This window comes from Streptomyces prasinopilosus, assembly GCF_001419695.1.
GTDB classification, from domain to species: Bacteria; Actinomycetota; Actinomycetes; order Streptomycetales; family Streptomycetaceae; genus Streptomyces; species Streptomyces prasinopilosus.
Genome location: NZ_LIRG01000111.1, coordinates 1 through 10,576 on the forward strand (window position 1 = coordinate 1; position 10,576 = coordinate 10,576).

12 protein-coding genes are annotated in these 10,576 nt (G+C 71.0%); 9 read left to right on the plus strand and 3 right to left on the minus strand.

The features are described from left to right. Window positions 1–94: 94 nt before the first annotated feature. The 3 genes from AOK18_RS34005 (at window position 95) to AOK18_RS05965 (ending at window position 2,262) form a co-directional block, all read left to right on the plus strand. Window positions 95–586 (plus strand): methyltransferase family protein, encoded by a 492-nt coding sequence (locus AOK18_RS34005; RefSeq protein WP_240503081.1) that lies wholly within the window; start codon window positions 95–97, stop codon window positions 584–586. Then, window positions 472–1,143, plus strand: coding sequence for a methyltransferase (locus AOK18_RS34010; RefSeq protein ID WP_240503082.1), 672 nt, complete (start codon window positions 472–474; stop codon window positions 1,141–1,143). Before AOK18_RS34005 ends, AOK18_RS34010 begins: the two co-directional genes overlap by 115 nt. 447 nt (window positions 1,144–1,590) lie before the next feature. Next, window positions 1,591–2,262 carry a response regulator gene (locus AOK18_RS05965; RefSeq protein WP_055571553.1) on the plus strand — a complete coding sequence of 224 codons (672 nt, stop codon included), beginning with the start codon at window positions 1,591–1,593 and terminating at the stop codon, window positions 2,260–2,262. On the opposite strand, the gene AOK18_RS05970 is transcribed toward AOK18_RS05965, so the two are convergent. Next, on the minus strand, window positions 2,217–4,274 hold the full coding sequence (locus tag AOK18_RS05970; protein WP_055693624.1) for a sensor histidine kinase: 2,058 nt from the start codon (window positions 4,272–4,274) through the stop codon (window positions 2,217–2,219). The two genes, AOK18_RS05965 and AOK18_RS05970, sit on opposite strands and share 46 nt — an antisense overlap. 142 nt (window positions 4,275–4,416) lie before the next feature. Here AOK18_RS05970 and AOK18_RS05975 point away from each other — a divergent pair, with 142 nt between their 5' ends. Continuing rightward, complete coding sequence (locus tag AOK18_RS05975; protein WP_055571544.1) at window positions 4,417–4,737, plus strand: hypothetical protein; 321 nt, start codon at window positions 4,417–4,419, stop codon at window positions 4,735–4,737. A 44-nt stretch (window positions 4,738–4,781) separates the two neighbouring features. Next, window positions 4,782–6,362: an alpha/beta hydrolase gene (locus AOK18_RS05980; protein ID WP_055693625.1), complete on the plus strand. Its 1,581-nt coding sequence runs from the start codon at window positions 4,782–4,784 to the stop codon at window positions 6,360–6,362. A gap of 117 nt (window positions 6,363–6,479) precedes the next feature. Here AOK18_RS05980 and AOK18_RS05985 read toward each other — a convergent pair whose 3' ends face one another. Together AOK18_RS05985 and ppk2 are read right to left on the minus strand one after the other, a co-directional pair. After that, entirely contained in the window at window positions 6,480–7,253 is a 774-nt protein-coding gene (locus AOK18_RS05985; RefSeq protein WP_206281503.1) for a sulfite exporter TauE/SafE family protein, read from the minus strand. A gap of 134 nt (window positions 7,254–7,387) precedes the next feature. Then, complete coding sequence (gene ppk2, locus AOK18_RS05990) at window positions 7,388–8,191, minus strand: polyphosphate kinase 2 (protein WP_055571541.1); 804 nt, start codon at window positions 8,189–8,191, stop codon at window positions 7,388–7,390. Between the two features lie 452 nt (window positions 8,192–8,643). Here ppk2 and AOK18_RS05995 point away from each other — a divergent pair, with 452 nt between their 5' ends. The 4 genes from AOK18_RS05995 to AOK18_RS06005 all read left to right on the plus strand — a co-directional run bounded on the left by AOK18_RS05995 (window position 8,644) and on the right by AOK18_RS06005 (window position 10,558). Next, entirely contained in the window at window positions 8,644–9,699 is a 1,056-nt protein-coding gene (locus AOK18_RS05995) for an Acg family FMN-binding oxidoreductase (RefSeq protein ID WP_055693629.1), read from the plus strand. A gap of 142 nt (window positions 9,700–9,841) precedes the next feature. Then, window positions 9,842–10,213: a hypothetical protein gene (locus tag AOK18_RS34015; RefSeq protein WP_055693626.1), complete on the plus strand. Its 372-nt coding sequence runs from the start codon at window positions 9,842–9,844 to the stop codon at window positions 10,211–10,213. A 10-nt stretch (window positions 10,214–10,223) separates the two neighbouring features. Continuing rightward, a complete protein-coding gene (locus AOK18_RS32900) occupies window positions 10,224–10,361 on the plus strand; it encodes a hypothetical protein (RefSeq protein WP_157865043.1) in 138 nt (45 codons plus the stop codon). After that, complete coding sequence (locus AOK18_RS06005) at window positions 10,358–10,558, plus strand: respiratory nitrate reductase subunit gamma (RefSeq protein WP_055693627.1); 201 nt, start codon at window positions 10,358–10,360, stop codon at window positions 10,556–10,558. The genes AOK18_RS32900 and AOK18_RS06005 overlap by 4 nt, the downstream gene beginning before the upstream one ends. Window positions 10,559–10,576 lie beyond the last annotated feature (18 nt).

Sequence of the window (10,576 nt, forward strand, 5' to 3'; positions counted from 1 at the left end):
GGCGGCCGGCCGCCCGGTCTATGTCCTGCGGCCTGGTCGGTGCTCCTCAGTACGGACGACGCCGTGGCGTTTCCGGTGCGCCACGATCATCGGTATGACTTTGTTCGAGCATGACTTCGTCGCGGCGGGTTCCATCGAGCGGCCGGTGGGTGACACGGGGCGGATGCTCCAGATGATGACCGGATACTGGGTCACCCAGGTGGTGCGCACCGCGGCCGAACTGCGGATCGCCGATCACCTGCACGCCGACGGAGCCACTCCCGCGGAGGTGGCCGAGGCGGAGTCCCTGGACCCGGAGGCGACCTTCCGGTTCCTGCGCGCGTGCGCCTCCCTCGGTCTGGCCGTCTCCACCGACGGGAAGCGGTTCGCCGGTACGCCCCTGCTGGACACCCTGCGCACCGACGCCCCGGGTTCCCTGCGTGACCTGGCCCTGTGGGGCGGGGCCGAGTCGCACTGGCTGCCGTGGGGCGGCTGGCGGACGCGGTCCGCACCGGCACCACCCAGGCGGAAGCCGCTCTCGGCGCACCCATCTTCGACTGGCTCGCCGCCGCCCCGAAGGAAGCCGAGGTCTTCACCAACGCCATGACGGCCATGACCCACGGCCTGGCCCACCGGCTGGCGGACGTGATCGACCTCAAGGGCACCGAAGTCGTCGCGGACGTCGGCGGCGCCGGCGGGAACCTCGTCCAGACACTCATGCAGCGGCATCCCCGACTGACCGGCGTGGTCCTCGACCTCCCGCACGTGGGCGCCGAGGCGGACACCTCCGCGGCGACTCTGGGCGTCACGGACCGGTTCACCTTCGTCGGCGGCGACTTCTTCGAGGAGGTGCCGTCCGCGGACGTGCACCTGCTGAAGTTCGTCCTGCACGACTGGGACGACGATTCCTGCGTCCGCATTCTGCGCAACTGCCGGGAAGCCCTCCGGCCCGGTGGGCGGGTGCTGGTGATGGAGCTCCTCGTCGACGAGGTGGGCACACCCGGTCTGGAACCGCTGATGGACCTCAACATGATGGCCCTGTCCACCGGACGCGAACGCAGCCTCGACGAGTTCGAGAACCTCTTCGAACGAGCCGGACTGAAACCGGCCTCCACCAAGCCGTCCGCCACCCGGATCTCCGTCCTCGAACTCGTGCCCGCCTGAGCTCCGCTCGGAACACCACCACCTGCCGGTGGTCCCCGTCCACGCCGAACTCCACCGCCTTCAGGCCGCGCCCCTTCCCGACCGGGGCGCGGCCTCGCGCTGTTCGGCCCCCTTCCCCGTGATCCGTGCCTGGAGGCAGGGCATTCGAGAGCCCCGACTCTTCCGGAGAAGAGGGGAGTCGGCACTCCGGCCGCCCGTGGGCGTGTCCCGGTCCGGCACGCCGTGCTCGGCGTCCGTGGGAGGATACGACGCGGGCGACCGGGCTCCATGTGGGCCGGGACCTGTCCGGTGGGATCGCGCCGGACAGGCGTGATCCGGCACTGTACCTCCGCGCCTCGCGGAGCTCCCCCCTCCGCCGTCCGAAGGGCGTGAGCGGTGCCCCGGCACTGGCCCCCGCCCTCCCATCCGGCCCGCCCGGACGAAAGATCTCAGGAAGAGGAGAAGGCCATCAGTATCCGTGTGCTGATCGCGGACGATCAGACGATCGTCCGCGCGGGATTCGCGGCGATCCTGACGGCCGAGGCCGACATGACCGTGGTCGGCGAGGCAGCCGAAGGGGACGCGGCGGTCGCGATGGCGGCCGAGCTCGTGCCCGATCTGGTGTTGATGGACATCCGCATGCCCGGCATGGACGGGCTGACGGCCACCCGGCTGATCACGCGGCACAGCAGTCGCCCCCGAGTCCTGGTGCTGACCACGTTCGACCTCGATGCCTACGTCTACGAAGCCCTGCGGGCCGGAGCCTCCGGCTACCTGCTCAAGGACGCCGAGCCAGAAGCCCTGCTGGCCGCGATACGGGGTGTCGCCGCCGGTGACGGCGTCCTCGCGCCTGCGGTCACCGGGCGTCTGATAGCCGCCTTCGCCCAAGGCGCCCCGGTCTCTCCGGAGAGCACCGGGGCCCTGAGCAGCCTCACCCAGCGCGAGCGCGAGATTCTGACGCTGGTCGCCACGGGCTTGAGCAACGCGGAGATCGGGGAGCGCCTGGGGGTCGCCCTCGGCACGGTGAAGGTCCATGTCAGCGCGGTGTTGAACAAACTGGGTCTGCGGGATCGTGTGCAGGCGACCATTTTCGCCTATGAAAGCGGACTCATCCGTCCGTCGGGGCTGTCAACTCCCTGAGGAGCAGCGGCATCCAGACTTCCGAGCAGCTGACGCATGGCGGCCAGTGTCGCTCTCGTGGCGGCGGCGACGTCGTCCAGACTGCCCGCCTCCGCCGAGGAGATCACCCGAGTGGTCTGCCGGAGCACCGTCTCCCGCAGGCCGCCGGCGACCCGCTGCCGCTCACTGTGGACCAGGTCCTTCTTGCCGGCCAGCAACGCCATGAGCGCTGCGTCCTCGCGCCTCAACTCCCGCCTGCGGCGCATGTGCATCAGCCAACCCGCCAACCACGCGGCCGTGAACATCAGGCCGGGCAAAGGCAGCACCGGCAAGAGAACGAACAGCACAACGAGGGGATCGACAGGCTCCCCGACCAGTGTCCCGTCGGCGGTGAACGCCGCCATCATCGATACCACGAACGAAAGGATCATGGCGGGAACAGGCAGAAACGACATCCGGAGGCCCGGCGGATACGTCAGTGCTGTCGTCCTCGAGTGCTGAACGTACCGGCCGTCAGGGGAGGTTGCGGGTTTCAGCACGCGACCGTAGGCCGCGACACCGTAGACAGCGGCCACTTCGGCGAGTCCGCCGCCCACGAGACAGGATGCGGCGGACAGCGGCAGCACACCGCTGTGGAGCAGCACCGGCCACAGAAGGGCGGTGACCCCGACCGCCGTGAGGGTCAGCCAAGGGGCACGTCGGCGCCACAACAGCGGCAGCGCGTGCACGGTCAGTACCAGCGCGAGCAGCAGGCGGACCGAGACCGAGTGACCGACATCGTCCGCCTCTGCCAGGGCGAATGCCAGCGACAACGCGGCGACAAGGCCGAAGACTGCTCCGTCCGCGATCTGCTGCTCGCGTGTGAAGTCGCGCCGTCGTCCCACGGCCGACTGCCGTCCGGACGGGGTGTCGGGAAGCACGGCGTGTACGCGCCAACCTCCGTCGGGGCGGGGCCCCGCGGAAAGTTGCCCGCCGATCGCATCGGCGCGTCGCCACATCCCCGCCACACCCCGGCCGGAGCCGAGAGACGGCTGGCTGCCGTCGGTACCGCCCGGCGGTTTGCTGTTGTCAATGGTCAGTCGTAGGGCGTCCTCGGATCGCTCCGCCCGAATGCCGACCGACGCGCCCGGTGCGTAGCGCAGGGTGTTGGTCAGAGCTTCCCGGATGATGCCGTGGGCCGCCTCCGCCGCAGGGCCGACCAGATCGGGAGGCAGGGAAACGGAGATGGGGCGACCCAGTCTGCCGAAGCCCGCGATCAGGGCCTCGATCGAGGCGGTCATCGACTGGGGAGCCGGTGTGTCGTCCACCTGCATGACCGCCACGAGACGGCGCAGGGCGGACTGGGTCTCCCGTGCGGTGCGGCTGGCGAACGTGAGGGCCTCCGTGGCCAGTTCGGGTCTGCTGTCACCAAGCCTGCGGGCAGCTTCGACGGTCACCACGACGGAGGTTAGGTGATGTGCGCTGATGTCGTGCAACTCGTTCGCCAGCCGGTTCCGTTCGGTGCCGGCGGCCTGCCCCCGTTCCTGTTCGGCACGGGCCAGTTGCCGTTGTGTCACCTGCCGTTCCCGCAGCCAGTGCCGGCGACCGGCGCCGAGAGCAGCCGCCGGCAGGCACAGGAAGACGGTGATGAGCCAGTCGTGGACGAGAGCGCTGCTGAATCCGTACTGCACGGTGGCCGGCAGGAGTTGGACAACGGCGGCTGCGGCGGTCGCGCCCAGCCCGACGGCCCAGTCGCTCCGAGCGGTCACGGAGAAGAGCGCCACCTGGACGGCCAGCAGGCCCGTCAGGCCCACCAGGTCGGGCGGGATCAGGAGTTGTACCAGTACGGACGTGGTGAGGGTAAGGCCAAGAGCGGTGAGTGGTGTCCGGGTCCGTCGTTCGAGCGCGACCACGGTGCATGCCAAGGCAGAGAAGTAAGTGATGCACACCGTCGTGTTCGGAGGCTTCTCCAGCAACGGAACGGTGAAGAACCACAGAGCGGATTCTGCCAACGCGAACAGGCCCGGGAGGAGCAGGCCTCGAGTCCTTCCCATCGGCGCAAGTGTAGGGGGGAGGGACTGCTCCGCCTGTCGTCGAGGGCTGGTGCGCCGGTGACCCGTCTAGGTCTTGCGGCCTAGGTGACGTTCCTTCCGGTGGTCGACGTCCCAGTGGGTCCCGGGACGGAAGGATTGAGGCATGGAACGAACCGATGTCGTCGTCGTCCTGGCCGCCGCTCTGGTCCTGGTGGTCACGGCCAAGCCGTTGAAGAAGGTGCCCACCTGGCACATCGCCGTTCTGGCCGTCCTCCTCTACCCAGTGGACAGGGTATTGCTCTCGGCATTGGAATCGGCCGGGATCGTCAACAGCCCATGGTCCAAGTATCCCCTCCTGATCAGCGTGACCTTTGTGTTCACCGTACTCACCGCGCCGGTCGTCCGGGGGTACAAGGCCCGCCGGGACAGGCGCGCCGGTCGTCAGCACCACGACCAGGATCACGACCAGCACGTCGACGCATGAGCGTTTGCCTCTTCCACCCACAACGACCTCAGATCGGCAGAAGCATGTCCCACCACCGTTCGTCCCGGGCCGCCATCGGCCTGGTCTCGCTCGCCGTACTGGCAGCCGCCACCCTCACAGCCTGCGACCCGGAGGTCGAGGACGACGGAGCCGCCGCGATACCCGCGGTCCCCGCCGCTCTCAGCGAGCAGAAACTGGACTGGGCCGCATGCCCCGCCCCGTCCGCGGCCCAGGGCGGCGGAGAGAAGCCCGAGGACCTGCCGGACGGCACGAAGTGGCAGTGCGCCACCATGAAGGCGCCCCTGGACTACGCGAAGCCCGACGGCAGGACCATCGATATCGCCCTCGTCCGGGCGAAGACCGCTGAGGACTCCGGTGAGGGGCGGATCGGGTCCCTGGTCTTCAACTTCGGGGGCCCCGGTGGGGCCGGGGTGCCGACGCTTCCCGTCCTCGCGGGTGAGGAGTACCTGGAGCTCCACAAGCGCTACGACCTGGTCAGCTTCGACCCGCGGGGAGTCGGGAACAGCGCCGGTGTGCAGTGCCTGGACGACAAGGCCATGGATGCCTGGCTGGCACAGGACTCGACGCCGGACGACGCGGCGGAGGAGAAGGCCCTCACCGTCGGCGGGAGCCTGTACGCCCGGGCGTGCAAGAGCAAATCGGGCGGAGTGCTGGAACACGTCGGCACGCAGGAGGCCGCACGCGATCTCGACCTGATGCGTCAGGTTCTCGGCGACGACAAGTTGAACTACTTCGGTATCTCCTACGGAACGCAACTCGGCGGCGTCTACGCGCATCTGTTCCCGAAGAACGTCGGACGGACCGTCTTCGACGCGGTGGTCGATCCCACCGAGGGCTTTGCGGCAAACCTCCTCGACCAGACGGAGGGATTCGAGAGCGCGCTGCAGAACTTCCTCGAGGACTGTGTGAAGCAGGATGAGTGCTTCTTCGAGGGGAAGGACCCCGCTCGGGGTGAGAAGGAGATCACCGAGTTGCTCGAGAGCCTGGACACGAAGCCCCTGCCCGTGGAAGACGACGACCGCGTCCTGACGCAAGGTCAGGCAGGCATGGGCATCCTCACCGCCCTCTACAGTCAGGACATCTGGTCGTGGCTCAACCGTGCCCTGCAGGCCGCCGAGAAGGGGGAGGGCGGCGGGCTGCTGTGGCTCTCCGACATGTACGCCGAGCGCAACGACGGCGTGTACTCCAATTCCGGTCCCGCCAATACAGCGGTGAACTGCGCCGACAGCAAGGATCGCTTCACCGTCGAGGACGTGCACCAGCAGCTTCCCGAGTTCCGTAAGGCGTCTTCGGTGTTCGGCGACATGCTCGCCTGGATGCTGCTCGCCTGCACCGACTGGCCCGTGGGCGGCCACGCGTCCACTGTCGACGTGAAGGCCGACGGCGCGGGCCCCGTTCTCGTCATCGGCAACACCGGCGACCCGGCCACCCCCTACGAGGGCGCCGAGAAGATGGCGGACGCTCTCGGCGAGGGAGTCGGTGTCCACCTCACGGTGGAGGGTGAGGGACACGGCACCTACGGCGTCAACAAGTGCCTGACCGAGATCGTCGACAAGTACCTGCTCGACGGGACGGTCCCGAAGAACGACACCGTCTGCTCGTGAACAGGGCAGTTCCCGCCTCCCGGCGAAGCGTCCGGGGCCGGCCTCGGTGAGGAGGCCGGCCCCGGCCCGTGCCGCGGTGGCCGCGACCGCTGAGCCGGCGTCCCGGCGAGCGCCGGTTCAGCGCAGGAGCAGCTGGACGATGGCGAACGTGCCGACGACGACGATGAAGGCCCGCAGGGCGGCCGGGGGAAGCCGGCGCCCCACCTTCGCGCCGACCTGGCCGCCGATCGCCGAGCCCACGGCGATGAGCAGGACGGCGGTCCAGTCGAAGTCGGCGACGAACAGGAAGAACAGGGCCGCGATGCTGTTCACGATCGCGGCGAGGACGTTCTTGACGGCGTTCAGGCGCTGGAGGGTGTCCTCGAGGAGGATGCCCATCAGGGAGAGGTAGATGATTCCCTGGGCCGCCGTGAAGTAGCCGCCGTAGACGCTGGCGAGCAGGAGGCCGCCGAAGAGGACGGGCCCACCGTCGGTCTTGGTGACCGTGCCCGTGCGCGCACGGCGGCGCTGGACGCGGGCGGAGATGCGGGGCTGGAGCACGACGAGGACCAGCGCGAGCGCGACCAGCACGGGGACGATCGTCTCGAAGGCGGTCTCGGGGAGCGCGAGCAGCAGCATCGCCCCGGTGAGTCCGCCGACCGCCGCGGCCACGCCGAGCCGCAGGACCAGACGGCGCTGGCCCTTGAGTTCCGCCCGGTAGCCTATGGCGCCGCTGACCGATCCCGGGATCAGCCCGAGGGCGTTGGACACGGTGGCGGTCACCGGGGGCAGCCCGGTGGCGAGCAGCACGGGAAACGTGATCAGGGTGCCCGAGCCGACGATGGTGTTGATGGTGCCGGCGCCGATGCCGGCGGCGAAGACCGCCAGTGCCTCCCAGATGGACAAGGCCATCTCCTTCGGGTTCGGTGAGTCGCCTCCCCGCCGTGAAGGTCGAGGGGCCACCACCGATCATGCAGGAAGGGGGTGCGCGCCGGGCAGGCCGGGGGTCTCACCCGGCCGCCCCGGCCGGTCACCGGGACGCCGGATCAGAGGGTCCCCGTGTGGTCGGGGACGTAGGTCTGCAGGTCGCGGGGCGGACGCTGGTAGCCGGTGGACGGCGGGCGCTCCGGCAGTTCGATGACCGGAGGCTCCACCTCCTGGTAGGGCACCGTGCTCAGCAGGTGGGCGATCATGTTCAGCCGCGCGCGGCGCTTGTCGTCGCTCTCCACGACGTACCACGGCGCCTCGGCGATGTCGGTGTGCACCAGCATCGTGTCCTTGGCCCGGGAGTACGCCTCCCAGCGGGTGATCGACTCGAGGTCCATCGGCGACAGCTTCCAGCGGCGCACCGGATCCTCCAGCCGTTTGCGGAACCGGGCCTCCTGCTCGGTGTCGCTCACCGAGAACCAGTACTTGCGCAGCAGGATCCCGTCCTCCACCAGCATCCGCTCGAAGATCGGGCACTGGTGCAGGAAACGCTGGTACTCCTGCTTCGTGCAGAACCCCATGACCCGCTCCACCCCGGCGCGGTTGTACCAGGACCGGTCGAACAGCACGATCTCCCCGGCGGCCGGCAGGTGCTCGACGTACCGCTGGAAGTACCACTGGGTGCGCTGGCGCTCGGTCGGTGTGGGCAGGGCCGCGATCCGTGCCACGCGCGGGTTGAGGTGCTCGGTGACCCGCTTGATGGTGCCGCCCTTGCCCGCGGCGTCCCGGCCCTCGAAGACGACGACCAGCCGGGCCCCTTCCGTCCGCACCCACTCCTGGAGCTTCACCAGCTCCGTCTGCAGACGCAGCAACTCGCTCTCGTACGCCGCACGGGGCAGCTTCGCCGCCTTCTTGCCGGCCATGTCGCCGCCTCCACCGCCCGGTGGCCCGCGCCTCCCGGGCGGGTCACTCCGTTCAAGGTCGCACCCCAGGACGCCACCGTACTGACCGGCGGGGACCCGCGCATCCGGTCCGGTGACCTCCGGGCGGGCCCGGGGACTGCAGCCGGGCGCTCCAGTACGGCCGGAAGCGGATGAGGACGAGCAGGGCTACGGAGCCCGCCCGTGCCCTGGCGGTCGTCGCCCTGGCCGGCTCCCTCGGCGTCGTCCCGCTCGCCACGGCGCTCCCGGCCACCCGACGGTCGCGGCCCGGACCACCTGACGGTCCCGTCCCGGGCCGCCGACGGTCCCGAACGGGCCACATGGCCCGTGGTGCGGGGCCGGTCAACCCTCCTTCCGGAGCGGTCCCACGGCGCAGGGTGGACACAGCAGAGAGAACCCGGCCGAGGAGCCGTTGCGAAGGAGCCGTGACCGCCGTGACGCAGACCCGTGAACTCGACGCCGCAGCCGTGCACACCCTGCTGGCCGCTGCGGTGGCGGCCCCGTCGATCCACAACACGCAGCCCTGGCGGTTCGGCCTGGACCCGGACAGCGGGACGGTCCAGGTCAGGGCCGACCGCCGGCGGCAGCTGCCGAGGGCGGACCCCCTGCGGCGTGCCCAGCACATGTCGGTGGGCGCGGCCGTCTTCAACCTCCGGGTGGCCGCGGAGCACCTCGGCTGGGATCCCGTCGTCCGGCTGCGCCCCGCCGTGGACGACCCGGACCTGCTGGCCACGGTGCGGCTGTCCTGCCCCACCGCGGACCGGCACCTGTCCCTGAGCGGTCTGTACGACGCGGTCGAGCGCCGCCACACCAGCCGGATGCCGTTCACCGGCCGTCCCGTGCCGGACCCGGTCGTGACCGAGATGATCGGCGCGGCCCGCGCCGAGGGAGCCCACCTGGACGTCCCCGACATCATGGGGACCCGGCGCCTGCTGCACCTGACGGAGGCCGCGGAGACCCGCAACGCCGCCGACCCGGCGGGCACCGGCGAGATGCGCGCCTGGGTCACACCTCCGGGTGAACGCACTCCCTACGGCATTCCCCTGAACGCCCTGGGCCCGCGGGACGCGTCCGGCCGGATGCCGGTGCGGGACTTCACCGGAGTGCTGCCCGTCCCCAGGCTCCCGGCCGTACGGTTCGAACGTCATGCGCAGGTGGCCCTGCTGTGGACCTCCCACGACCGGCCGGAGGACTGGCTGAGGGCGGGGCAGGCCCTGGAGCGCGTCCTGCTCGCGGCGACCCGGCGCGGGGTGCGCACCTCGGTGCTGCACCAGGCGATGGAGTGGCCGGACCTGCGGGCGGCCGTGGCGGGAGCGAGGCGGCGCTGCAGCCCGCACCTGCTGATCCGCTTCGGTTACGGCTCCGGCTCCGGCGGAGGCCGCACACCACGGGCGTCGGCCCGGCCCGTGGCCGGTCCCGGCCCCGGGGCGGGAGCGCGACGGCCGGGCCGGGGGCGGGACCAGGGCCAGGGCCAGGGGTGGGCCCACTGACCGGGCGACCGGGCGCGGGCAGGGCCGTCCGGCCCCGTGCCGGCCCGCGTCCGCACGGCTCGGACCCCGGGTTCCTCACCGGACACCAGCGGTCACAGCCGTTGTTTCCCGCACCGGCCGGAAGGGCACCGATGGGACACCGGTGCGGGAACGCCGAGCGGCGGGGACGGCCGGGCCCGGCCGGAGGGACCCTCCGCCGGACGGCAGGGACCCATGGGCCCTGGGGACGTGGGGTCCCGGACTCGGAGAGTGGTCACGGGCCCCGGGCCCGCAGGCGGAGGGCCCGCGGTTTCCACGCGGCCCCCACCGGGCCGGCCTCGAACTGCTGCGACTGGCCCTGAACGACGACGGCTCACCCTGGGCGCACGTCCTGGACTCCGTCTCCGCCACCCTGCCCGCCCTCGCCGGCTACGACCGCGAAACCGTCCTGCGGCGCGCCGCCCAGGGCCCGCCCGAGGAACAGGTCGGACTCGATCCGTACGCGTCCCCCGTGTTCCTGCCGGCCCCGTCGTAGGAGGTCCCCGATGACCGCGCCCGCGCAGACCGTCACCCCGGCGGCGGAGGCAGGCACCGGCGGCGCCCTGCTCCGGGTCGCCCTGCCGTACCTCTGCTTCGCGGTGTTCGTCCTCGGCCCCGTCCGGCGCTACCGCTACGACAAGTGACGACCGGCGTCCCGGTGCTGTTCCAGCTCCACGCCCTCAGCGCCCTGCTGCTCCTCGCGGCCTGGCCCTTCACCCGCCTCGTCCACATGCTCACCGCCCCCCTCGGCCACCTGACCCGCCCGTACGTCGTCTACCGCAGCCGCGACACCGCCCTCGGCACCCGCACGCCGCCCCGGGGCTGGGAGCGCACCGGGTAGGGAGGGCGGGGACCCCAC

Bases quoted from the DNA above. Each gene is read 5' to 3' on its own strand.
- AOK18_RS34005 (WP_240503081.1), top strand. From the start codon at position 95: ATGACTTTGTTCGAGCATGACTTCGTCGCGGCGGGTTCCATCGAGCGG.
- AOK18_RS05970 (WP_055693624.1), bottom strand. From the start codon at position 4,274: ATGGGAAGGACTCGAGGCCTGCTCCTCCCGGGCCTGTTCGCGTTGGCA.
- AOK18_RS05975 (WP_055571544.1), top strand. From the start codon at position 4,417: ATGGAACGAACCGATGTCGTCGTCGTCCTGGCCGCCGCTCTGGTCCTG.
- AOK18_RS05980 (WP_055693625.1), top strand. From the start codon at position 4,782: ATGTCCCACCACCGTTCGTCCCGGGCCGCCATCGGCCTGGTCTCGCTC.
- AOK18_RS05985 (WP_206281503.1), bottom strand. From the start codon at position 7,253: ATGGCCTTGTCCATCTGGGAGGCACTGGCGGTCTTCGCCGCCGGCATC.
- ppk2 (WP_055571541.1), bottom strand. From the start codon at position 8,191: ATGGCCGGCAAGAAGGCGGCGAAGCTGCCCCGTGCGGCGTACGAGAGC.
- AOK18_RS32900 (WP_157865043.1), top strand. From the start codon at position 10,224: ATGACCGCGCCCGCGCAGACCGTCACCCCGGCGGCGGAGGCAGGCACC.